This is a genomic window from Sodalis sp. RH19, from assembly GCF_047324215.1.
Classification (GTDB): Bacteria; Pseudomonadota; Gammaproteobacteria; order Enterobacterales; family Enterobacteriaceae; genus Acerihabitans.
Window position 1 is genome coordinate 2,896,391 of record NZ_CP178734.1, and the last position, 22,244, is coordinate 2,918,634.

Consider the following 22,244-nt stretch of genomic DNA (forward strand, 5'->3'; position numbering starts at 1 on the left):
CATTGTACCACCGGTTTTAGGTAAAAATCACCGGCCGCGTTTAAAAAACCGCCGGCTGGAGATCGGCGCGAATAACAGCAACACGATCACCATATCCGGCAGTTTATGCATCAGCAGTTCGCCGGAGATCTCCGCGGCGCTGGCGCCCGGCAGCGCGAACATTTCAGGATAAAAACCATTCCAGGTGGCCAGGAACAAATAGCCGGCGCTCAGGCCCTGGCACCCGGCAAAATACCAGCGCGCCCAGGAATGACCGCGCATCACCGCAAATCCGCAGCGCAACTCGACGAACAGCACCGTGAGGCTTGCCAGAAACAGCAGCGTCAAATCCCACGAGCGGCTGCTGGTCTCGATAAAACTGCGCACCCCCTCCACACCCAGGTTGCTGGTCAACATCAGCATGCCCAGGCAGCGGGTGGCGACGATGGCGCTGCCGGCGACCAATACCGCCACCGGCACATTACCGCGCCAGCGCGTCCGTTCCGCCGCGGCGCGCTTTAGCATACGCCAATGCAGCGGGCCCGTATTGCCATCCCTCAGGATGTCCGACATGGCCTTTCTCCTTGTTATTACGCCGTATTAAACAGCGGCACACGGATAAAGACTAGCAGTAATCTGCGCAATCAGCCACGGGCCGCCCGCTGGCGATCCCGCAGGCGTTGCTTTTCAGCGCGGGACATCAGCCACCAGGCGATCAGGCCGATAATGCCGACCACGCCCAGGATGATGGTGGCCAGGGCATTGATTTCCGGATTTACCCCCATCCTGACGCTTGAGAACACCAGCATCGGCAACGTGGTGGCCCCCGGACCGGCGACAAAACTGGCGATGACCAGATCATCGAGCGACAGGGTAAAGGCCAGCAGCCAGCCGGATACTATGGCCGGGGCAATCATCGGCAGCGTTATAATAAAAAACACCTTGATGGGCGTGGCGCCCAGATCCAGCGCGGCTTCCTCGATGGAGGCATCCAGCTCGCGCAGCCTGGAATTGACCACCACCGCCACGTAGGCGGTACAAAACGTCACGTGCGCCAGCCAGATGGTGAACATGCCGCGCTCCGCCGGCCAGCCGATGGCGTGCCCCAGCGCCACGAACAGCAGCAGCAGCGACAGGCCGGTTATCACATCCGGCATCACCAGCGGCGCGGTCAGCATAAAGGCGAACCCGTTGGCGCCGCGAAAGCGGCCGAAACGCACGATCACCACCGCCGCCAGGGTACCCAGGATCACCGCCATGGTGGCGGTGGCGGCCGCCAGCGTCAGGCTGAGCGACACGGCGCTGAGCATCGCCTGGTCATTGACCAGGACGCCATACCACTGCGTCGACCATCCGGCCCATACCGTGACCAGTTTCGAGCTGTTGAACGAGTAGATGACCAGCATCAGCATCGGGGCGTACAAAAAGGTAAACCCGGTGATTAAAATCACGATGCGCCAGGGCGAACGCACGACAGGTAGCGTATTCATGCCCGATCTCCCAGGGTTTTATTCTGATGTTTATGGAACCACATAATCGGCACGATCAGCAGCAGCAGCATGATAACCGCTACCGCGGACGCCACCGGCCAATCGCGGTTATTGAAAAATTCCTGCCATAAAATGCGCCCGATCATGATGCTGTCGGGGCCTCCGAGCAGCTCTGGAATTACGTATTCGCCCACCGCCGGAATAAACACCAGCATCGAGCCGGCGATAATGCCGCCTTTGGTCAGGGGAACAATCACCTGGAAAAAGGTTTTCATCGGCCGGGCGCCGAGATCGAGCGATGCCTCCACCAGGGAATAATCCAGCCGTGTCAGCGCGGTATAAATGGGCAGGATCATAAACGGTAGATAGGCATAGACCACTCCGATATATACCGCCAGATTGGTATGCAGGATCACCAGCGGCTGATCGATAACGCCGAGCCACAGCAGGACGTTATTGAGAATACCGTTGTTTTTCAGGATCCCCATCCAGGCGTAGACCCGGATTAAAAATGACGTCCACGACGGCAGGATAACCAGCAACAGCAGGATATTGCGCGTCGAGGGTTTACTGTGGGCCACCGCCCAGGCCATCGGGTAGCCTATCAGCAGGCAGAAAAAGGTGGAAACGGCCGCGACCTGCAGTGATTGCAGATACGCCTCGATATACAGTGGATCGTCCAGCAGTTGCAGGTAATTGGCCAGGTTCAGCGAGATATCCAGCTTACCGTCGAGCCAGCTGACCAGGTCGGTGTAGGGCGGGATCGCCCGGGCCATCTCCGCCATGCTGATTTTGAAAACAATCAGGAACGGCAGCATAAACAGCAGCAACAGCCACAGGTACGGCAGAAAAATCACCGCCTTGCGCCCATGGCGCATCTGCAGCCTTGTCAAGATGCGGGGGGTGTTGACCCGCTCGACGGCCAGCGGGGGCAGTAATTTTTCGTCAGATGCAGACATGATGTTCCCCTGTCCTATACCGTCAGCACAACACAGCTGTCCGCATCCCAACAGAGACGCACTTCATCCCCCCAGGTCGGCGTGCCTTTTCGGTAACGGTGCGCATTTTGCAGCTGCGCGCTGATGGTCTGGCCGCTTTGCAGCAGCACATGGTAAATGGAGAGATCGCCGAGATAGGCGATATTGACCACTTCGCCGACGGCAAAGTTAAAGCCGTCCGCGGGCACCTCCTCGCACAGCATGATTTTTTCCGGCCGCAGCGCCACATGCACCGGCACGCCGTCAACCACCGACACATCGGAATTCACCTGCAGCGGATGCACCAGGCCGGGACTTTGGATAATGAGCGCATCGTCGTGACGCTCAACCAGCAGGCCGTCGAACATATTGACCGAACCGATAAATTCGGCGCTGAAGCGGCTGTTGGGATGCTCATAAATCTCTTCCGGCTCGCCGATTTGCACAAACTTGCCCCGGTTCATAATGGCGATGCGTCCGGCCATGGTCATGGCCTCTTCCTGATCGTGCGTGACCATCACGCAGGTCACCCCGACGCGTTCCAGGATATCCACCACTTCCAGCTGCATGCGGTCGCGTAATTTTTTATCCAGCGCGCCCATCGGTTCGTCAAGCAGCAATAGCTTTGGCCGTTTAGCCAGGCTGCGCGCCAGCGCCACGCGCTGGCGCTGGCCGCCGGAAAGCTGATGGGGCTTGCGGGCGGCGAATTCCTGCATATGCACCATCGCCAGCATCTCCGCCACGCGTTGCTTAATCTCGGCGCGCGGCAGTTTATCCTGCTTCAAGCCGAAGGCAATATTCTGTTCCACCGTCATATGCGGAAACAGCGCATAGGACTGGAACATCATATTAATGGGCCGTTGATACGGCGGCATATGGGACAGGTCCTGGCCGTCGAGCACAATCTGGCCATGGGTGGGTTGTTCAAAGCCCGCCAGCATCCGCAGCAGCGTGGATTTACCACAGCCTGACGCGCCCAATAAAGCAAACATTTCCCCTTTATAGATCGTTAAACTGACATCATCGACCGCCGACTGGCCGTCGAAGGTTTTGGTCAAATTGCGAATCTCCAGCAATGGCGTTACCATTTTCTGGGTTTTGGGCTGTGGGCGGGGTATGGCATCGTTCACTGACATGACTCTCCGGAACAGAAGAAACGGATAATCGTTAATCGTCTACCGTCTCTGAAATAGCATAACAGGCGGTATGAAACCGCCTGTTGGTTAGCATAATGTCAACCCTGCGGCGGGCAGATTACTTGCCGCTTTTTACCTTGGTCCAGGCACGGGTGATAACCCGGTCTATTTGCGGCGGCTGAACTTTAAGGCTAAATAATTTAGCGCGCACCTCGGGCGGCGGATAAATGCCGGGATTATTGCGCACCTCTTCATTGACCAGCGGCGTGGCCGCTTTATTGCCGTTGGCATAGAATATCTGATTGCTGACCTGGGCAATAACCTGGGGGTCCATCAGAAAATTAAGGAACTGATAGGCCTCGTCGGTATTTTTGGCGTCGGCCGGAATCGCCAGCACGTCAAAAAACGCCAGCGCGCCTTCCTTAGGAATACTATAGGCGATATGAACGCCGTTCTTCGCTTCCTTCGCGCGATTTGCCGCCTGCATCACGTCGCCGGCCCAGCCGATGGCAACGCAAATGTCCCCATTTGCCAAATCGTTGATATATTGCGAGGAATGGAAATAACGGATGCTGGGGCGCAGCTTTAACAGCAGATCGGTGGCCGGCCCGGTATAATCCGCGGCGTTGGCGCTGTTCGGATCCTTGCCCAGGTAATTGAGGACGGTGGCGAATATCTCCGAGGGCGCATCAAGGAATGAAACGCCGCAGCTTTTCAGCTTCGCCAGGTTTTCCGGTTTTAACACCAGATCCCAGCTGTTTACCGGCGCGTCCGCGCCCAGAATGGCTTTGACCTTATCGACGTTATAGGCAATGCCGGTGGTAGCCCACATATAGGGAATGGCATATTTGTTATCAGGATCGTGCTGGCTGATAAGTTTCAATAATTCCGGATCCAGATTTTTATAATTCGGCAGTTTACTTTTATCCAAAGGCTGGAATACCCCGGCGGTTAACTGTCGCTCCAGGAAACTGGCGGAAGGCACCACCACGTCAAAGCCGGTACTGCCGGCCATCAGTTTACCCTCCAATACTTCATTGGAGTCGAAAACATCATAGATGACTTTTATGCCGGTTTGTTTTTCAAAATCCGGCACGGTGTTCGGCGCAATATAATCCGACCAATTATAGACATGCAGCGTTTTTTGTTCCGCACCTGATGCGGTGACGGACGCAGCCATCAGCAGGCCGGCAACTATACCCGACAACCATTTTTTACGTTGGGTGAACATCCGTTGCTTCCTCCAAATCCCGGTCAATAAAAGATATTTCTGTATAACGTCGCCGGTATACAGTGCTTAAATAAGCGCAGCGGCTGTTGGCGGCACCGTGAATAGCCGATCCCCCGCGGACGCGCGCGGGGAGATAACGTTATGAAAACGGTTGTCCGACGGATCACGCGCAGCATCGCAAGCATAACCGCAGCGCCACTGCGACGCCAGCGATCCGCAAAAAAAATGGCTTTAATCGATTAATTATTCACTAATTAGTGAACAAATCTGGTATTGGACGCATAAATGACAAAGTATCTGCGCTCGCGCGGGCGCAACGACAGCATAAATGATGGGAAGGTACCGGGAGGGCACGCCGCCTGCGGCAGGCGGCAGATCAATGGATAACCGGAAGGGTATTTTTGGCGTCGGCGGGCTGTTCTTCGCCGTCAATAAACAGCAAATCATTGGCACGCGCTTCCAGAATCAGCATGGAAATCTGTTCTTCGGACTGCTGCATAAAATGTTTAAACTGACCAAAGGTCACGCCCACCTCAATGCTTAACGCCTGGCACGCCACCAGCTTGGGCAAGTTATCGTCCTGAATATCGATAAAGGCCTTCACCGTCAGCGAACTGGCATTTATCTGACTTAAATCCCCCACCAGCGCTATCAGCGCGGTGGGACGCACCTCCGCCAGGGCGGAAAATAAAATGACGTTATCGACCAAATCAACTTTGGCATCGAAGATGCCGTCAAAATTTTGCATATGCGGCAGATGCAACGCCTGGCAGGAGTCACACTCGAAAAACGTCAGGCTGAGCTTTTCCAGCCAGCGTCTAAGGATGTCCAGATCCGGGACAACAAGTGAATCCATGAAGGCCAACCTCTAAATGAAAAATGCGAAACGGGGCATAGCTTACGGAATAATCGTCAAAGGTGCCATGGACAAACGCAGGAAATTATTTTAACAGTCGGCCCGGCCGGTTATCCGGGCGTAGCGGCGCGCGGCGCGCTATTGCGCGGCAAACAACATCATATTGATTTTTAATAGATAGCTTTCTCATTAATCACCATAGGTCAGACCAATGTCCGCCCCCCGGGACAAAATCTGAAAATGCCCTTTTTGCCGCGGGTACGGTGGATTTACAAGGTATTGCCCGGTTTTAACATTTTCTGGCCGTGCTGTTCGATGTATTCAATCATCATTCCGGCAATATCGGTGCCGGTGGCGGTTTCCACCCCTTCCAGGCCCGGCGAGGCATTGACCTCCATCACCAAGGGCCCGCGCCGCGCCCGCAGGATATCGACGCCGGCCACATCAAGCCCCAAAGTGCTAACCGCCTTGATGGCCACCGCCCTCTCCCGGGGGGTAATGACAATTTTGCGGGCCGAACCGCCCCGATGAAGATTGGAGCGGAAATCTCCCGCTTCGGCCTGGCGTTCGATAGCCGCCACCACCCGGTTGCCCACCACCAGGCACCGGATATCGCAGCCTTTCGCCTCCTGAATATATTCCTGCACCAGAAACTGAGCCTTCAAGCCGCGAAAGGCGTCGATAACACTCTTGGCGGCCTGGGATGTTTCAGCCAGCACCACGCCGATGCCCTGAGTGCCTTCCACCAGCTTCACCACCAGGGGCGCCCCGCCCACCATGGCAATCAGATCGCCGGTATCGTCCGGGGAATCGGCAAAGCCCGTCACCGGCAGATCGATGCCCTCTTTTGCCAGCAGTTGAAGGGAATGCAGTTTATCCCTGGCGCGGGTAATGGCCGAAGAACCGTTCAGCGCATAGCTGCCCAGCATTTCAAACTGGCGCAAGACCGCGGTGCCGTAAAAGGTGATGGCGGTGCCGATACGCGGGATAACCGCATCGTAATGCGCCAGGCGATTGCCGCGGTAATGAATGGCAGGCGCGTCGCAATTGATGTTCATATAGCAGGAGAGCGGATCGATGATATCCACGCTATGACGTCGGAATTCGGCCGCTTCCCGCAGTCGCCTGCAGGAAAACAGGGTGCCGTCCCGGGATAAAATGGCTATTTTCACGGTTTACCCAGATTGATCATAGTGGACCGGCTCATAATAATCCGCCCGCGGGCGCGGGTCGAGAAAAGTTTAGCGTCCCAAGACGGTTTGCACGCGTATGAAACAGATAGGCGGGATGCATTGGACTAAAAGGTATTTTCTGCTTTTTTTTGACGCAGGTCACAGGCATAGTAGCTGACAGCGAAAAGCATAACCGAGTGCAAAGATTCGTTTCGTTTTTTCTTTTATGCGTTAAGGAGTGTATATGTTTGCTGTCATTTTTGGACGTCCGGGCTGTCCTTATTGTGTGCGCGCTAAAGAGCTGGCTGAAAAACTGACCGCTGAACGGGATGACTTCTCTTTCCGTTATGTCGATATCCATGCGGAAGGCATATCCAAGGCCGACCTGTCGAAAACCGTCGGCAAACCCGTGGAAACCGTGCCGCAAATCTTCGTCGATCAGGTTCATATCGGCGGCTGCACTGATTTTGAAGCTTACGCGAAAGAAAACCTCAGCCTTTACCAGCAATAATCCGCACTGCTTTATTACTGCATCACTGCGATGGAAGCCAGCCCGGGCTGGCTTTATTCTTTTACGCCGCCGTCAATGCGCCGCCCCTTTGTATATCACGCCGGCAAAGTAACACCCCAGCGCGCCGCAGGCGCACCAGAATACCGCGCTTAACATGTAGGCAAGCTGATACCACAGGCTGATGGATAAACCATGTCCGAGGTAAAACAGCAGCAGGCAAAAAGGCGAAGCGATCAGGGCGCCCACGATCGGATTGATGATTTTATTCTCATGCAACAGCAGGCTGCCGACGATGCCGGGCAGTAAAAACAGCAGCAGGCCAAATGCCGCGCCGTGATCCCCGGTCTTCATCACTTCGAAGCCGCTGACCTGGCTGGCAAAGATTACGCCGAACAGTACAGCACTGCTTATGGTTCCAGCCCAATGCCGGTAGAGCGCCATTTTTGCCTCCCATAATTCACGCTGTGATCAAAACGCCATAGAAAAAAAACGCGGTTTCCCGATGATGAATGCCGCCCAATTCATCCCGGCCGCCGGTCATCGGCAGAAAAATGTTTACCGCGATAAAATGGCGTATATTTTCCCGGCGACGAGGGAAAAACAACGCCAAAGGCAAACGTCCGGTAACCGTCAAATCCCGGGACGCTTCCTTGGCGGCAATAATGGTGTATTCTCAGATTTTATTCTAATGAATATACTTGATAATCTCATAATTATCAAATAGTTGCTGGTAACAATAAAGTTATGGTCCATGCTTATTAAAGTGGCCGATTTGTTACGCAAGAATGAAATTTTGTTATTCATTGTGAGAGAACAATCACACCCCGATGGACATATAATACCGATGATACGCTTCCAACCTTGTCATTAGACTGACTTTTTTACGGTAAATAAAATAATTTCTTTTTTTGCCCAGGGCGCGGCGCTGAAACGCTTTTTGCCACCATCAGACCCTTTCTAACCATGGCGGCGTCGCAATAAAATGAAAATTTCAGTTTTTTCTTATGATGACACGTCGCCCTCTTACATTAATTTTTTTACATAAAAAGCAGCCACCGGCCGCACGTGTCGCGCCGCGCCGGCCGTACGCGTTGCCGGCTGCTGCCGTACGGCGCGGGCGCCGACGCATAAGCCCGGCGCTCATGGCGCCGGTCGGAAATGAGATTTTTTTGATCTAACGCAGAACTTTCGCTTATGGCCGCAGTCTGAATATGTGCCACTGCTTTTCTTTGATGTCCCCAAATTGAGGAGCCCGATCGTCCCGCCTATTAGGTTCAAGACTTTCGGGTTTTTTATTGTCCGCCATTCCCCCGCTCATAACGGTTGCCTGGCGCATCGAGCGGCGGTTTCCCCGCTAAAACCTGCGCCCCTGCGCTGACGCCGCCACCTGCAGGCCGGACAGCGATTTTTTAGTCTGGTCGTTGGGCCGGGGCCGTATTATCCCCTATTATTCCACGAAAAATGACTAATTCAATTACAGTAAATTAATTAAAAGATAATTCATAATAACAGCAATAATAAATGCCGACATTAGGTGCTTGGCCGCATAATAGCGTTATAGGGGTGCAGGCTATTGGGCAGGCATTAATCTCATGACGGCGGCAGGTCGAAAAAAATGCCGCCGATGTCAAAAAATATCATTATATTAAAGCGTTAGTTAACTTTAACGTTAATGAACCATTACAAATATTATAGCAGGAGTTATTATTATTACGCATTAACCTAACCCGTACTGCACCATTAAATAATCGACTTAGATCAAAAAAATCAACATAGCGCATGAATATCCCGAACAAATTCTATATTATGTCCATCTGATCTCACCGCCCAATATTATTTACCTGATGACTCGCTCTTACTGTTTTTCGTAACTGCTATTGCAATAAAAGCGGCTACGTAATAAGCCTTTGCAGTTTATATATTATTCGTTCCGCTTTGTTTTTTGGAGATATAATGGATACAACTCAAGCCACCACGGAAACACTGGCCCATCGGACCGCGTCGGCATCCTGGAGCAAAACGGATGCTGTCTGGATGATGGGGCTTTATGGCACGGCTATCGGCGCCGGGGTGCTGTTTTTGCCCATCAATGCGGGTATCGGGGGCCTGGTGCCGCTGATCATCATGGCGCTGATTGCGTTCCCCATGACCTTTTTCGCCCATCGCGCTTTATGCCGCCTGGTGTTGTCGGGCGACGGCGCGTGCCGGGATATTACCGACGTGATTGAGCAACACTTCGGCGCCCGGGCGGGCCAGGTGATTACCCTGCTTTATTTTTTTGCCATTTACCCCATTCTGCTGGTCTACGGCGTCGCCATCACCAATACCGTCGACAGTTTTATTACCCATCAATTGCACCTTACCGCGCCGCCGCGCGCGCTGCTGTCGTTGATCTTGATCATGGGCCTGATGACCGTCATCCGCCTGGGTAAAGAGATTATCGTCAAGGTCATGAGTATGCTGGTATTTCCCTTTGTCGCGGTGCTATTGTTCCTGGGCGCGTTCCTGATGCCCCACTGGAGCACCGACATTTTCCATACCGCCCTGCCGCTTCGCGGCACAGGAAACGGCGGGTTATGGCATACCCTGTGGCTGGCGGTGCCGGTGCTGGTATTCTCGTTTAACCATTCACCCATCATTTCCGCCTTCGCCATGTCGAAAAAAAAGGAATACGGCGATAACGCCGAGCAAAAATGCTCGCGCATTTTATTATACAGCAACATCCTGATGGTGCTGACGGTGATGTTTTTCGTTTTCAGCTGCGTCCTTAGCCTCTCGCCCCAGGACCTGGCGCACGCCAAAACGCAAAATATCTCCATCCTGTCCTTCCTGGCCAATCACTTCAACAATCCCTTTATCGGTTTTTTGGCGCCGGTCGTGGCGTTTGTCGCGATAACCAAATCCTTCCTCGGCCATTACCTCGGCGCCAGCGAGGGCTTTATCAGCCTGCTGGATAAGGCGCTGCGCAAGCCGGGCAGAACCGTCCATGAGGTTACACTGCACCGGCTGACGGGGCTGTTTATGCTGGCGTCGACCTGGCTGGTGGCGACCATCAACCCCAGCATCCTGGGTATTATTGAAATGCTGGGCGGCCCGATTATCGCCATGCTGCTTTTTCTGCTGCCCATGTATGCCATAGCCAAGGTGCCGGCCATGGCCCGCTATCGCGGCGCGGCCAGCAATTATTTTGTTTGGGCCATAGGCTTTATCGCGCTGTCGGCGATTCTGTATAAGCTGCTGGAATAAGGTGGGATAATGCCTCCCGCTGGGAGGCATCATAATAACGGAAGACGAGACGGCCTATTTGCCAAACCAGCCGTGTATGGTCTGTAGGATCCAATCCCAGATGTTGCGGAAAAAGCCGCCTTTCTGCACTTCATCGAGCACCACAAGCGGGCGTTGTTCGACAACCTTGCCGTCCAGTTGAAAATCAATGGTTCCTACCACCTGGTGGCGAGCCAGCGGCGCCTCAAGATGAGGAGACGCCAGGGTAAATGACGCCTTCAGGTTTTTCATCTGGCCTTTAGGCAAGGTAACAGACGCATCCTGCGCCACGCCCAAGTCCACCTCACTGCGATCGCCGAACCAGACCCGCTGGCGGGTAAAGGGTTTGCCGGCGGGAATCAGCGTCAGCGTTTCATAAAAATTGAAGCCCCAGGTGAGGATTTTTTCGCTCTCGCGAAAACGCACCCCGTCGGTGGGCGCGCCCAGCACCACCGAAATCAGCCGCATGCCGCCAGGGGTGATAGCCGACGCCACCAGGTTATGGCCCGCGCCATCGGTATAACCGGTCTTGATGCCGTCCACGGTGAGATTGCTGTTCCATAACAGCCGGTTGCGGTTGAGTTGTTTAATCTTGTTATAGGTGAATTCTTTTTGTTTATGCAGGGCATATTCGTCCGGGACATCCCGAATCAGCGCCTGGCTGATGATCGCCATATCCCGCGCGGTGCTGTATTGCCCTTCGGCATCCAGGCCATGCACGGTGAGGAAATGGGTATTTTTCAATCCCATGACGTCGACATATTTGTTCATCAGGCTGACAAACGCATCCTGACTGCCGGCGACATAATCCGCGAGGGCGATACTGGCATCGTTGCCCGACTGGATCACCACCCCGTTGTTCAGATCCGCCACGGAGACCTGCTCTCCGGGCTTCAGGAACATCAGCGACGATCCGCGCAGTACCGGGTTACCCGTGGCCCAGGCATCCTTGCCGATGGTGACTTTATCCTGCTCCGTGATTTTTTTGGCCTTCAGGGACTGCCCAATCACATAGCTGGACATGATTTTTGTCAGGCTGGCGGGGTCGAGACGCAGATCGGCATTTGACTCCGCCAGCACTTTGCCGCTTTGATAATCCATCAGGATAAACGCCTTGGCGTTTACTTCCGGCGCGGCGGGCGGCGTATCGGCCCGGGCTGCGGGGATGAGGGCCAGCACCAGCAGTGCGCCCAGGGTCAGGGTGGTTTTTTTTTGTGGAAAAATGTCATTCTTCATGGCGTGGCCAGAGTATCCCTTCAACAATGGTAACCGCGTTACTCACGGTAGAGATCCCAACAGAGTTTGATGACAAAGCCATACCTTGGGATGATGGGCAAAACCATAAACACAGCGATGTTCCTGATCATCATACCCGTTTTAAATTTGTGTGCTGGTTTGTCAGCCGTGCAAACACATCAAGTCTATGCGAAACAGTTCAACTTTGCCGCAACGGCGATCAATTTTCAGCTCTTTTTACATTTTTTTATCTTACCGCCGCCTGACGGCGGGCGGCGGTTTAGCGTTTACTGCGCCGGTCGGCGCGTTGTGCCAGGGCGTCGCCCAACACCTGGACTATCTGGACTAAAATAACCAGCGCCACCACGGTAATTATCATGACGTTGGTTTCGTAGCGGTAATAACCAAAACGGATGGCCAGATCGCCCACCCCGCCGCCGCCGACAATCCCCGCCATGGCGGAATAGCCGATAAGGCTGACCAGGGTGATGGTCAACCCTCGTAATAGACCCGCCAGCGCCTCCGGTAATAACACCGTGCAGATGATGCGCATCGGGCTGGCGCCAAAGGCTTCGGCAGCCTCGACAATGCCGGGATCCACTTCGCGCAGCGCGCCATCCACCAGACGGGCATAAAACGCGATGGCCGCCACGGATAACGGCACGGCCGCGGCGATGGGCCCGATGGTGTTGCCCAGCAACAATTGCGTTAACGGCAGCAGCAGCACCAGCAGGATGACAAAGGGTATCGAACGGATGATATTTACCAGCACCGTGCCGCTAAGATAGAGGGCGCGGTTTTGCCAGAACAGATGGCGGTCGGTGACATAGATGAGAAAGCCCAGCGGCAGGCCGCCGATAATGGCAAACAGCGTGGCGATCCCTACCATCTGGAAGGTTTCGCCAAACGCGGCAAAAAGATCGAGCCATAAATCAGCCATGCAGCACCTCCACGCGCGCGGTATTTTCCTGGATATAGGCGACCGCCAGGGCAACCTGTTCCGACCTGGTGGGATGGGTTAACAGCGCCACCAGCACGCCCAACGCGCGGTAGCCGATATACTCAATTTTTCCGTGCAGGATATTCACCGACACGCCGAAACGCGTGGCGACATCCGACAGCACCGGCTGCTCGGCGGAGGCGCCGACAAACAATATTTTCAACAGGGTACCGCGTAAATCCTGCATTAAGCGGGGCGGCAGCTCAAGATTAAAGGTATGCGAAACCAGTTGCCGGGTAAATTCGTGCCGGGGCGTGGCGAAAATGTCAAAAACCGCCCCTTCCTCCACCACTTTCCCCCCGGTCATCACCGCCACGCGGTCGCAGATGGTCTTGATGACCGTCATTTCATGGGAAATCAATACAATGGTAATGCCGAGGCGGACATTGATTTCCTTAAGCAGCGTCAGTATTGATGCCGATGTTTCCAGATCCAGCGCCGAGGTCGGCTCGTCACACAGCAACACCTCAGGCTGGTTAGCGATGGCGCGCGCGATGCCGACCCGCTGTTTTTGCCCGCCGCTAAGCTGTGCCGGGAAGGCCGCCGCCTTATCGGCCAGGCCCACCAGCGCCAGGATTTCCGGTACCCGCCGGGCGATATCACCGGAGGATTTGCCGGCCGCCCGCAGGCTGAAGGCGACGTTCGCCGCCACCGTGCGCGTATGCATCAGGTTAAAATGCTGGAAAATCATGCCGATTTTTTGCCGTTGCCGGCGCAACGCGCCGCCGGAAAGCGCGCTGACCCGGACGTCGTTAACGATAACCTCGCCGGCGCTTGGTCGCTGGAGCAGGTTGATGGTGCGCAGCAGCGTGCTTTTGCCCGCCCCGCTGGCGCCGACGATACCGTAGATTTCACCGCGTTTAATCCGCAGGCTGACGTCGTCCACCGCACGGGCGCCCGGTTGCTTTCCCTGTGGGAAATCCACGCTGATATGGTCTAACTGAATCATTATCCGCATACTCCAAAATCACATCCAAAGCGGAAAACCGCCTGCCGGACAAGAGTGCCGGCAGGGGCTTGGTCAGGGTTTAACCTGGGGGGCGGCCTGCATCCATTCGGGTTTCTGGAATTGGCTGAACATCGAGCCGGGTTGGTTAATCACCGCAGCATACGCCGGCGATTCCACCGCGGCCTTGATGTCTTTGACAAAAGGTTTATCCAAATCGTCGGTGCGTACCGCAATGACATTTTTCAGATTTTCATCCAGCGTTTCCAGCGCCAGGGCCGATGACATCTTCAGGCCCGCGGCAATGGCAAAGTTGCCGTTGACCAGCGCGCCGCTGGCGCTGTCAAGGGTGCGCGGCAACTGGGCGGCCTCCAGCGGCTTGAATACCAGGCCGCGCGGATTCAGGGCGATATCGCGTTCGGAGGCTTTAGTGGGGTCGATATCCGCCTTGATTTTAATCAGACCCAGTTTTTCCAGAAAACGCAGGCCGCGCGCCAGGTTGGTGGGATCATTTGATAGCGTGATGATATCGCCCTTCTTGAGCTCGCGGATAGCGGTGATTTTATGCGAATAGAAACCCATGCTGGCGGTGGGCACGGTGATAAGTTTACTCACCTTCAGGTTTTTGTCGGCGGCAAACTTTTCCAGATACAGCGTATGCTGGAAAAGATTGGCGTCAATACTGCCGTTGGCCAATGCCATATTCGGCTGCACGTAGTCGCTGAACTCCCGCACCTCCACCGTATAGCCTTTATTTACCAGCTCAGGCTTGATGGCCTGCTTCACCATATCCCCATAAGGACCCGGCGCGACGCCGAAGACAATGGTTTTTGGATCGCTGTTCGCCTGGGCCAATTGCAACCCCAGGGCAAACAGCCCTACGGATAAAACCGCGCGCACGATTTTTATCACTGTCATAACGATACCTTTCCCTAAATGAATGGACCCGGCCAATGGCCGTAAAACCCATGATTAAAGCATAATTCTCAAGCGGACATCGCGGATTCTTGCCGCGCTATTTTTTTTTGAAACAAAATATCGTTTAAAGATGCATGTTTAGATAATTATCAATTAGCGCAATAGTTTACAGGTTATAATTTATGAAGACCGGTTAAACCATGAAGATATGTCCGGGAAAAGCTCATTTTCTTTTTATGCGCTAAAATCAGGCTTAATACGGCGATAAAAGGCGGAGCAGGTAAACCGGTTTTTTTACGGCATAACCCCCTGTTAGGCCACGCTGAAGATTGCCCAACTATTTAGAAAAATATAACGGAGAAGGCGCAATGTTGACAATCTGGGGTCGTGAGAATTCAGTGAACGTGAAAAAAGTACTGTGGTGCGCCGCGGAACTTGAACTGGCGTTCAACGTAATACCGGCTGGCGGCGAATACGGTAAAAACAAGGATCCGCTGTTCCTGACGTTAAATCCCAACGGCCTGGTGCCCTGCCTGCAGGATGATGATAACGATTTGGTGCTCTGGGAATCCAATACCATCGTACGCTATATGGCGGCAAAATTCGGCCAGGACCAGTGGCTATTAGCGGATGCGGCGGTACGCGCCGCCTCTGAAAAATGGATGGACTGGACGTTATCCAGCCTGTCGCCGGCGTTACAGCCGGTGTATATCAATCTTATCCGCACGCCACCGGCCAAGCGTGATAAACAATTGATAGAAAACGGCATTAAACGATGCGAGGAATTATTGGATATCGCTGAAACCGCTCTGGAAAAACACCCCTATTTTTCCGGGGAAAAATTCGGCATCGGCGACATTCCCATCGGATGCCTGGCGTATAACTGGTTTACGCTTGATATCGAGCGCAAACCACGTACCCATCTGCAAACCTGGTATGACGCCATTTCTTCCCGTCATGCCTTCAAGACGCGGGTCATGCTGCCGCTGAGCTAACCCGGGCCTGCCGACCGGCATGATGACGCGATGCGGGCCCGGGCGGAAGCGCCCGATCCCCGTGGCGGCCGTTGCCCGTCATGCGTGCGTTACGCTGTTCAAATACCGCAGCCATCGGCTATCAGGCCGGTGGTTATTCCAGCCCAAGCCTGAGCAATTTACCGTCCCGCTCGTCGGTGAGCGCGTAGACGAAGCCGTCGGGTCCCACGCGCACATCGCGGATGCGCTCATGGCGGTCTTCCAGCAAGCGTTGTTCAGACTTCACAACGTCTCCCTTTAGCGTCAGTCTGATTAACGCCTGTTGTTTTAATGCGCCGATAAACAGCGAGTTCTTCCACTGCGGAAATCGATCGGCGTTATAGAACGCCATACCGCTTATCGCCGGCGATTTTTGCCAATACCAGGCGGGTTGCACCGTACCCGCGACCACACCGCCCTGCGCTTCGGGGATTTTCAAACCCGAGTAGTTAATGCCGTAAGTGGCGATCGGCCAGCCAAAGTTAGCGCCTTTGGTGATGATATTCACTTCATCGCCCCCCTGAGGGCCGTGTTCATTCTCCCAGATGACGCCGGTCCAGGGATTTAATGCCATTCCCTGCGGATTGCGATGCCCCAGGGACCAGATTTCCGGACGGGCATTATCGTCGTGGACAAAAGGATTATCCGGCGGTATTTCGCCATCGGCGGTTAAACGGACGATTTTGCCCTGGTGTTTGGTCATATCCTGCGCCGTGGGGCGGCGATTATTTTCGCCCAGGCTGATAAACAGAAATCCTTGCCGGTCAAATACCAGCCGTCCGCCAAAATGCTCGCCGCTGGACAGTTTGGGCTGCTGGCGGAAAATCACTTTAAAATCGGTCAGTTGCAGATTATTTTCCGATAAACGGCCATACCCTACCGCCGTCCCCGCGTCGTCTTTGCCCGCTTCGGCATAGCTAAGATAAATGCGCCGCGACTGTGCAAAATCCGGGGCCAGGACCACATCGAACAGCCCGCCCTGGCCGTGGGCGTAGACCTTTGGCATGCCGGCGATGGGGGCCGAAAGGGGCTGGCCGGGCTGCCAGTAGCGTAGCCGTCCCGGTCGTTCGGTAATCAACATACCGCCGTCCCGCGGCAAAAATGCCAGGGACCAGGGGTGATCCATACCCGTGAGCAATTGGGTGACCTGAAGTTCCGCCGCCATGACCCGGCCGCTGAAAAACGCCAGGCCGGCCAACAGCAGCAGAGGTGTTATCCAACGCATGGTGTTCTCTCCATTTTATCGTTCCCCTTAAGCGTAGAAATGACCCGCCGGTTGCGCGATAAATCACCGCCGGATTTACACTTACTGACATTACCGTTATTCCCTCGCGTGGTTCCCGTGTCCAATCGCACGATGTTTTTAGTTTCATAATTAATAAAATGCATGTTATTAATTTATAAATAACTAAGTTATCTTGAAAATTGATACCCCCTGCCAGACAACACTGAAATTACCCGCTTCGATGGGTCGAGCTATAGACAGTTTCGGGATACGACAAGGAGAAACAATGCATACTGTAAAATGCGGGTTCGCCGCTTTGACCCTCAGCCTGCTGCTAAGCGGCTGCGCTCCTCATCAGCAAGCCGCCGCGCCTGAGACGGCACAGCAAAAGCTCACGGAACAAACGGTATTTGCCGTTAACTGGATGCAGCAATCGGGCGAAATCAGCGCCCTGTCCTACCAGGCTTTTAATACCGCCGAAACGGCATTTACCCAAGCCAAGGCCCGCCCCGGCCTGAAGAAGGCGGTGGTGGTGGATCTGGATGAGACCATGATCGATAACAGCGCCTACGCCGGCTGGCAGATCAAGCATCACCAGCCCTTTACCGACGCTACCTGGAGCAAATGGAACCAGGCGCGCGAGGCCAAGGCGCTGCCGGGCGCGGTGGAGTTCTCCCACTATGTGCTGGAGCACGGCGGTCGTATTTTTTATGTCTCCAACCGCGCGCAGGCTGACTACACCGCCACGGTGGATAATCTCAAGGCGTTGGGTTTTGCCGACGTCAGCCCGCAAACAGTATTATTGAAACCTACCGGCGGCAGCTCCAATAAGGTTGAGCGTTTCGCGGCGGTGGAAAAACAGGGCTATGATATCGTGGTGTATGTCGGCGATAACCTGAATGATTTCAGCGGCGAGACCTATCATAAACTGAATACCCAACGGCGGGATTTTGTTAACCGTCACCAGGAGGAATTCGGGCGCAAATATATTGTGCTGCCCAATCCCAGCTATGGCGATTGGGAGGGGGGCATGGCGCAGGATTACTTTAAGGTGAATGATGAGGGCAAGGTGAAGATCAGGGAGGAGAGAATCGATGCCTGGGATGGGAAATAGGGAAGGATTGGCACTGCGGGTAATGGTCCGTGGCAGTTGCTTTTATCATTGACTGTCGCTTCTGCCAATGGCATTTATTTTTGGCACTGGCTCTTGCTATAGATAGTGCCATTTTCTATTGCCACCTGCTTTTGACCTTCACCTTCACCTTCACCTTCACTTTGATTTTGATTTTGACTTGGTCGTTGATTTTGACGTTGACTTGGTCGTTGATTTTGACGTTGACGTTGGACCGGCATCAAGCACGCTGACGGCACGGTTCACGACCGGACGAGCCGCAGGGATGCGGCGAGAGCTTAGGCCCGCGCCGGGAGCGCGTGCCGTGCGGGCCGCAGGGCGGGAGCCGGGACGGAAGGCACCGCGCAGCGGCGTGCGATCTGCCGGTAGCCCGGGGGTCGAGGGGGCCGGGGCGACTGCCGGCCCCTCGTCGCTTGTCCGCACGGGGCACCATAAAACACCGCCGCCCGCGGCAAGCGAAATCCCCACCTCACCCACAGACATCCCACGCCGGCAAGCGAAATCCCCACCTCACCCGTTGACATCCCCACGCCGGCAAGCGAAATCCCCACCTCACCCGCAGACATCCCACTCCGGCAAGCGAAATCCCCACCTCACCCGCAGACATCCCACTCCGGCAAGCGAAATCCCCACCTCACCCGTTGACAACCCCACTCCGGCAAACGAAGCCTCCGCCTCGCAAACCCACCCCATCAGCGCCACCAGTAAAAGCCCAAAAAGCGCACGCGGCCCCCGCCAGGGCACCCTTCTCCTTAATTCTTTAACTTCGGATCCAGCGCATCCCTCAACCCATCCCCCAGCAAATTAAACGCCAGCACCGTCAAAAAAATCGCCAGGCTCGGGAAAATGGCAATATGCGGCGCCGTCACCATATCCGCCCGCGCCTCATTCAGCATCGCCCCCCATTCAGGCATCGGCGGCTGCGCGCCCAGCCCCAAGAATGACAAACTGGCGGCGGTGATAATCGAGGTGCCGATACGCATGGTAAAATACACCACGATGGAAGACATCGTCCCCGGCAGAATATGGCGCAGCAGGATGGTGCGGTCCGACGCGCCGATACTGCGCGCCGATTCAATAAAGGTCTGGTGCTTGAGCACCAGCGTATTGCCGCGCACCAGCCTGGCAAACGCCGGAATGCTGAAAATCGCCACGGCGATAATCACATTCGCCATGCCGCTGCCCATAATCGCCACCACGGCGATAGCCAGCAAAATACCCGGAAAGGCAAACAGCACGTCGCAGATCCGCATAATCAGCCGGTCCCACCAGCCTTCATAAAACCCGGCCACCAGGCCCATCACCGTGCCGATGACCATGCCGAGCAAGACGGAAAAAAAGCCCGCCGCCAGCGAAATGCGCGTGCCCATCAGGATACGGCTGAAAATATCGCGCCCCAGGGAATCCACCCCCAGCCAGTGCATGGCCGACGGCCCTTCGTTAAGCCGGTCATAATCAAAAAAGTTTTCCGCGTCAAACGGCGCCAGCCAGGGCGCCAATAACGCGCTGATTATCAGCAGCAGCACAAATATCCCGGCCGCCAGCGCCAGCGGCTGCTGTTTAAAGCGCCGCCAGAACTCGCTCCACGGCGTGCGCACGCGATGAGGATTAAGCACCGGCATCGCCGCCAGGGCGGCGTTTCGTCGCCAGAATTTCATCGCCGGTCCTTACTGATACCGGATAGACGGATTGATTGCCGCATATAACATGTCCACCAGTAAATTAATAATGATAAATTCCAGCGAAAACAGCAGTACCTCGGCCTGTATCACCGGATAATCGCGCATCTCCACCGAATCCACCAGCAAACGTCCCAGTCCGGGCCAGTTAAATACCGCCTCCACCACGATCGAACCGCCCAGCAGAAAACCAAACTGCAGGCCCATCATGGTCACCACCGGAATCATGGCGTTGCGCAGACCATGTTTCACCACCACCCAGAATTCGCCCACGCCCTTGGCCCGGGCGGTGCGCATATAGTCTTCCTGCATCACCTCGACAAAAGAGGCGCGGGTAAAGCGCGCCATGATGGATGCCACCGCCGCGCCGAGAGTAATGGCGGGCAGGATATAATGCCGCGGCGTGTCCGCGCCCACGGTGGGCAGCCAGCCCAGGCCGACGGAAAATACCTGCATCAGCAGCATGCCCAGCGCAAAGGCGGGAAAAGAAATCCCCGAGACCGCAAGCGTCATGCCGATGCGGTCCGGCCAGCGGTTACGCCATACCGCCGAAACGATGCCCAGCGCCATGCCCAGAATCACCGCCCACGCCATACTGGCGACGGTCAGCCAGAATGTGGGCATAAACCGCGAGCTTATCTCGGCGCTGACCGGCCGTTTCGACACCAGCGAGGTGCCGAAATTGCCGCGTACGGCATTGGCGATAAAATGGACAAACTGCTCCGGCAAGGGCCGGTCCAGCCCCAAATCCTGGCGCACCAGCGCCACCACCGAGGCATCGGCGTTCGGCCCCGCCGCCAGCCTGGCCGGATCGCCCGGCAGCAGGTGGACAAACAGGAACACCAGCACCGCGACGATCAGCAGGGTCGGGATCAGCCCCAATAAGCGCTTAATAAAATAATTCAGCATTCTGCCGGGTTATTTCATATCAGCGTGGGTGAAATCAAATGAACTGTCCGGCATGACATAAAAACCGGTCAGATTCTTGCTGCGCGCGTACAGCATTTTTTCCGTCAGCAGGAATACCCAGGGTGCGTCAGCCCAGATTTTATCCTGCGCGTCTTTATACAACCGGGTTTTCTCGGCGCGGTCGGTGGTTTTCAGCGCCTCGGTCAAATCTTTATCCACCTGCGGATTACTGTAAAAGGCGGTATTGAAGATGGCAGGCGGCGCGGAGGTGCTGGCGAACAGCGGCGTCAGGGCCCAGTCGGCCTCGCCGGTGGACGCGGACCAGCCGGTATAGAACATGCGCACGCCGGTTTCGTTCACCCCTTTGGCCTCGACCTGGGCCGCGCGCTGGCCGGCATCCATGGCGGTAACGGTGGTTTTAATCCCCACCTGGGCCAGCTGTTGCTGGGTAAACTGCAGCGCCTTCTGGAAGGTGCTGGTATTGTGCGATGACCACAGAGTGGTGGTGAACCCGTCCGGATAACCGGCTTCCTTCAGCAGTTCGCGCGCCTTGGCCGGATCGTAGGGCCAGGGTTTGTATTTAACCGCATAATCAATGCCTGCGGGCAGCGGCCCCTCGGCGGGCACGGCATAACCGGCATAGGCGACTTTGATCAGCGCGTCTTTATTAATGGCGTAGTTCACGGCCTGGCGCACCCTGACGTCGTCAAACGGCTTTTGCGTTACATTCAGGCTGATATAGCGCTGCAGGATGGAGGGCGCCGACACCACATCCAGCTTCGTGCTTTTTGCCAGTAAGGCCGCCTGTTCGTAAGGGACCGGGAAGGCAAAATTGGCTTCGCCGGTTTGCAGCATCGCCGCGCGGGTATTGTTGTCCACCACCGGTCGCCAGGTGATGCTGTCGAGCTTGGCGGCGTCTTTTTGCCAGTAGCCGTCAAAACGCTTCACTTTGACAAAATCGGTCTGGTTCCACACCTCAAATTCGTATGGGCCGGTGCCCACCGGATGAAAGCCGATTTCCTTGCCGTATTTTTGCAGCGCCGCGGGGGAAATCATCGCCGCCGCCGGATGGGACAAATTATTGATAAACGGCGAGAACGGCGTTTTCAGCGTGATTTTTACCGTTAACGGGTCGACCACCTCGGTCTTGTCGATCATTTTGAACAGATTGTAGCGCTTGAGATGGTTGTCCGGATTGCTGGCGCGATCCAGGTTCACCTTGACCGCTTCGGCATTAAAATCAGTGCCGTCCTGGAACTTCACGCCTTTATGCAGCTTGATGGTATAGGTGAGGCCGTCGGCGCTGGCCTGATAACTTTCCGCCAATACGTTAACCTGCTTCATATCCTTATCGAAGCCAAACAGCCCCTGGTAGAACGACTTGGCCACCGCCTGCGACAGGGTATCATTGGCGTCATACGGGTCCAGGCTGGTAAAGTTGGAACCCACCGCAATCACCGCGTCCTTGGCCGCCCAGGCCGGTACCGATACCCACGCGCCCATCACCGCCGAGGCGATAAGCATATTACGCTTAACCGTGTTTTTTATCATAAGGTTGCACTCTCCAAGA

21 protein-coding genes are annotated in these 22,244 nt (G+C 55.3%); 5 read left to right on the forward strand and 16 right to left on the reverse strand.

Annotated elements, in window-relative coordinates:
- Positions 1 to 27: 27 nt before the first annotated feature.
- The 7 genes from ACL2XF_RS13125 to rimK form a co-directional block, all read right to left on the reverse strand.
- Entirely contained in the window at positions 28 to 552 is a 525-nt protein-coding gene (locus ACL2XF_RS13125) for a YbjO family protein (RefSeq protein ID WP_413722372.1), read from the reverse strand.
- Between the two features lie 71 nt (positions 553 to 623).
- Positions 624 to 1,469 (reverse strand): putrescine ABC transporter permease PotI, encoded by an 846-nt coding sequence (potI, locus tag ACL2XF_RS13130; RefSeq protein ID WP_410015932.1) that lies wholly within the window; start codon positions 1,467 to 1,469, stop codon positions 624 to 626.
- Positions 1,466 to 2,428 carry a putrescine ABC transporter permease PotH gene (gene potH / locus ACL2XF_RS13135; protein ID WP_413727005.1) on the reverse strand — a complete coding sequence of 321 codons (963 nt, stop codon included), beginning with the start codon at positions 2,426 to 2,428 and terminating at the stop codon, positions 1,466 to 1,468. Before potH ends, potI begins: the two co-directional genes overlap by 4 nt.
- 14 nt (positions 2,429 to 2,442) lie before the next feature.
- Positions 2,443 to 3,576, reverse strand: coding sequence for a putrescine ABC transporter ATP-binding subunit PotG (potG, locus tag ACL2XF_RS13140; RefSeq protein WP_410016594.1), 1,134 nt, complete (start codon positions 3,574 to 3,576; stop codon positions 2,443 to 2,445).
- 124 nt (positions 3,577 to 3,700) lie between these two features.
- Positions 3,701 to 4,813: a spermidine/putrescine ABC transporter substrate-binding protein PotF gene (potF, locus tag ACL2XF_RS13145; protein ID WP_410015934.1), complete on the reverse strand. Its 1,113-nt coding sequence runs from the start codon at positions 4,811 to 4,813 to the stop codon at positions 3,701 to 3,703.
- A gap of 376 nt (positions 4,814 to 5,189) precedes the next feature.
- Positions 5,190 to 5,669 carry a YbjN domain-containing protein gene (locus ACL2XF_RS13150; RefSeq protein WP_410015935.1) on the reverse strand — a complete coding sequence of 160 codons (480 nt, stop codon included), beginning with the start codon at positions 5,667 to 5,669 and terminating at the stop codon, positions 5,190 to 5,192.
- Positions 5,670 to 5,938: 269 nt separating this feature from the next.
- Positions 5,939 to 6,841 (reverse strand): 30S ribosomal protein S6--L-glutamate ligase, encoded by a 903-nt coding sequence (gene rimK, locus ACL2XF_RS13155; protein ID WP_410015936.1) that lies wholly within the window; start codon positions 6,839 to 6,841, stop codon positions 5,939 to 5,941.
- Positions 6,842 to 7,085: 244 nt separating this feature from the next.
- Here rimK and ACL2XF_RS13160 point away from each other — a divergent pair, with 244 nt between their 5' ends.
- On the forward strand, positions 7,086 to 7,352 hold the full coding sequence (locus ACL2XF_RS13160; protein ID WP_410015937.1) for a GrxA family glutaredoxin: 267 nt from the start codon (positions 7,086 to 7,088) through the stop codon (positions 7,350 to 7,352).
- Between the two features lie 72 nt (positions 7,353 to 7,424).
- On the opposite strand, the gene ybjM is transcribed toward ACL2XF_RS13160, so the two are convergent.
- Positions 7,425 to 7,793: an inner membrane protein YbjM gene (gene ybjM, locus ACL2XF_RS13165; protein WP_410015938.1), complete on the reverse strand. Its 369-nt coding sequence runs from the start codon at positions 7,791 to 7,793 to the stop codon at positions 7,425 to 7,427.
- Positions 7,794 to 7,854: 61 nt separating this feature from the next.
- Here ybjM and ACL2XF_RS13170 point away from each other — a divergent pair, with 61 nt between their 5' ends.
- Both ACL2XF_RS13170 and ACL2XF_RS13175 read left to right on the forward strand, forming a co-directional pair.
- On the forward strand, positions 7,855 to 8,076 hold the full coding sequence (locus tag ACL2XF_RS13170; RefSeq protein ID WP_413727006.1) for a hypothetical protein: 222 nt from the start codon (positions 7,855 to 7,857) through the stop codon (positions 8,074 to 8,076).
- Between the two features lie 1,229 nt (positions 8,077 to 9,305).
- Positions 9,306 to 10,598: a serine/threonine transporter gene (locus ACL2XF_RS13175; RefSeq protein WP_410015940.1), complete on the forward strand. Its 1,293-nt coding sequence runs from the start codon at positions 9,306 to 9,308 to the stop codon at positions 10,596 to 10,598.
- Positions 10,599 to 10,652: 54 nt separating this feature from the next.
- On the opposite strand, the gene ACL2XF_RS13180 is transcribed toward ACL2XF_RS13175, so the two are convergent.
- From ACL2XF_RS13180 to ACL2XF_RS13195, 4 genes are all read right to left on the reverse strand, one after another.
- Positions 10,653 to 11,852 (reverse strand): serine hydrolase, encoded by a 1,200-nt coding sequence (locus ACL2XF_RS13180; protein ID WP_410015941.1) that lies wholly within the window; start codon positions 11,850 to 11,852, stop codon positions 10,653 to 10,655.
- Positions 11,853 to 12,132: 280 nt separating this feature from the next.
- On the reverse strand, positions 12,133 to 12,792 hold the full coding sequence (locus ACL2XF_RS13185; RefSeq protein ID WP_410015942.1) for a methionine ABC transporter permease: 660 nt from the start codon (positions 12,790 to 12,792) through the stop codon (positions 12,133 to 12,135).
- Positions 12,785 to 13,801, reverse strand: coding sequence for a methionine ABC transporter ATP-binding protein (locus ACL2XF_RS13190; protein ID WP_410015943.1), 1,017 nt, complete (start codon positions 13,799 to 13,801; stop codon positions 12,785 to 12,787). The genes ACL2XF_RS13185 and ACL2XF_RS13190 overlap by 8 nt, the downstream gene beginning before the upstream one ends.
- Before the next feature lie 72 nt (positions 13,802 to 13,873).
- Entirely contained in the window at positions 13,874 to 14,716 is an 843-nt protein-coding gene (locus ACL2XF_RS13195) for a MetQ/NlpA family ABC transporter substrate-binding protein (protein WP_410015944.1), read from the reverse strand.
- Positions 14,717 to 15,084: 368 nt separating this feature from the next.
- On the opposite strand from ACL2XF_RS13195, the gene ACL2XF_RS13200 reads away from it, so the two are divergent.
- Positions 15,085 to 15,711 (forward strand): glutathione S-transferase family protein, encoded by a 627-nt coding sequence (locus ACL2XF_RS13200; protein WP_413727007.1) that lies wholly within the window; start codon positions 15,085 to 15,087, stop codon positions 15,709 to 15,711.
- A 133-nt stretch (positions 15,712 to 15,844) separates the two neighbouring features.
- Here ACL2XF_RS13200 and ACL2XF_RS13205 read toward each other — a convergent pair whose 3' ends face one another.
- Positions 15,845 to 16,954 (reverse strand): PQQ-dependent sugar dehydrogenase, encoded by a 1,110-nt coding sequence (locus ACL2XF_RS13205; protein ID WP_413727008.1) that lies wholly within the window; start codon positions 16,952 to 16,954, stop codon positions 15,845 to 15,847.
- Between the two features lie 286 nt (positions 16,955 to 17,240).
- On the opposite strand from ACL2XF_RS13205, the gene ACL2XF_RS13210 reads away from it, so the two are divergent.
- Positions 17,241 to 18,068, forward strand: a complete 828-nt coding sequence (locus tag ACL2XF_RS13210; protein ID WP_413727009.1) for a 5'-nucleotidase, lipoprotein e(P4) family — start codon at positions 17,241 to 17,243, stop codon at positions 18,066 to 18,068.
- Between the two features lie 770 nt (positions 18,069 to 18,838).
- Here the strand turns inward: ACL2XF_RS13210 and gsiD are convergent.
- The 3 genes from gsiD to gsiB are packed head-to-tail and all read right to left on the reverse strand — an operon-like array spanning position 18,839 to position 22,225.
- Positions 18,839 to 19,744: a glutathione ABC transporter permease GsiD gene (gene gsiD / locus ACL2XF_RS13215; protein ID WP_410015948.1), complete on the reverse strand. Its 906-nt coding sequence runs from the start codon at positions 19,742 to 19,744 to the stop codon at positions 18,839 to 18,841.
- A gap of 9 nt (positions 19,745 to 19,753) precedes the next feature.
- On the reverse strand, positions 19,754 to 20,674 hold the full coding sequence (gene gsiC, locus ACL2XF_RS13220) for a glutathione ABC transporter permease GsiC (protein ID WP_410015949.1): 921 nt from the start codon (positions 20,672 to 20,674) through the stop codon (positions 19,754 to 19,756).
- 9 nt (positions 20,675 to 20,683) lie between these two features.
- Positions 20,684 to 22,225 carry a glutathione ABC transporter substrate-binding protein GsiB gene (gene gsiB / locus ACL2XF_RS13225; protein WP_413727010.1) on the reverse strand — a complete coding sequence of 514 codons (1,542 nt, stop codon included), beginning with the start codon at positions 22,223 to 22,225 and terminating at the stop codon, positions 20,684 to 20,686.
- Positions 22,226 to 22,244 lie beyond the last annotated feature (19 nt).

Excerpts from the sequence above, each read along its gene's own strand:
- ACL2XF_RS13170 (WP_413727006.1), top strand. The coding sequence starts at position 7,855 with ATGATGAATGCCGCCCAATTCATCCCGGCCGCCGGTCATCGGCAGAAA.
- potF (WP_410015934.1), bottom strand. The coding sequence starts at position 4,813 with ATGTTCACCCAACGTAAAAAATGGTTGTCGGGTATAGTTGCCGGCCTG.
- gsiB (WP_413727010.1), bottom strand. The coding sequence starts at position 22,225 with ATGATAAAAAACACGGTTAAGCGTAATATGCTTATCGCCTCGGCGGTG.
- ybjM (WP_410015938.1), bottom strand. The coding sequence starts at position 7,793 with ATGGCGCTCTACCGGCATTGGGCTGGAACCATAAGCAGTGCTGTACTG.
- ACL2XF_RS13195 (WP_410015944.1), bottom strand. The coding sequence starts at position 14,716 with ATGACAGTGATAAAAATCGTGCGCGCGGTTTTATCCGTAGGGCTGTTT.
- ACL2XF_RS13150 (WP_410015935.1), bottom strand. The coding sequence starts at position 5,669 with ATGGATTCACTTGTTGTCCCGGATCTGGACATCCTTAGACGCTGGCTG.
- ACL2XF_RS13125 (WP_413722372.1), bottom strand. The coding sequence starts at position 552 with ATGTCGGACATCCTGAGGGATGGCAATACGGGCCCGCTGCATTGGCGT.
- ACL2XF_RS13200 (WP_413727007.1), top strand. The coding sequence starts at position 15,085 with ATGTTGACAATCTGGGGTCGTGAGAATTCAGTGAACGTGAAAAAAGTA.
- gsiD (WP_410015948.1), bottom strand. The coding sequence starts at position 19,744 with ATGAAATTCTGGCGACGAAACGCCGCCCTGGCGGCGATGCCGGTGCTT.
- gsiC (WP_410015949.1), bottom strand. The coding sequence starts at position 20,674 with ATGCTGAATTATTTTATTAAGCGCTTATTGGGGCTGATCCCGACCCTG.
- potI (WP_410015932.1), bottom strand. The coding sequence starts at position 1,469 with ATGAATACGCTACCTGTCGTGCGTTCGCCCTGGCGCATCGTGATTTTA.
- ACL2XF_RS13185 (WP_410015942.1), bottom strand. The coding sequence starts at position 12,792 with ATGGCTGATTTATGGCTCGATCTTTTTGCCGCGTTTGGCGAAACCTTC.
- potH (WP_413727005.1), bottom strand. The coding sequence starts at position 2,428 with ATGTCTGCATCTGACGAAAAATTACTGCCCCCGCTGGCCGTCGAGCGG.
- ACL2XF_RS13190 (WP_410015943.1), bottom strand. The coding sequence starts at position 13,801 with ATGATTCAGTTAGACCATATCAGCGTGGATTTCCCACAGGGAAAGCAA.
- ACL2XF_RS13210 (WP_413727009.1), top strand. The coding sequence starts at position 17,241 with ATGCATACTGTAAAATGCGGGTTCGCCGCTTTGACCCTCAGCCTGCTG.
- ACL2XF_RS13180 (WP_410015941.1), bottom strand. The coding sequence starts at position 11,852 with ATGAAGAATGACATTTTTCCACAAAAAAAAACCACCCTGACCCTGGGC.
- ACL2XF_RS13160 (WP_410015937.1), top strand. The coding sequence starts at position 7,086 with ATGTTTGCTGTCATTTTTGGACGTCCGGGCTGTCCTTATTGTGTGCGC.
- ACL2XF_RS13175 (WP_410015940.1), top strand. The coding sequence starts at position 9,306 with ATGGATACAACTCAAGCCACCACGGAAACACTGGCCCATCGGACCGCG.
- ACL2XF_RS13205 (WP_413727008.1), bottom strand. The coding sequence starts at position 16,954 with ATGCGTTGGATAACACCTCTGCTGCTGTTGGCCGGCCTGGCGTTTTTC.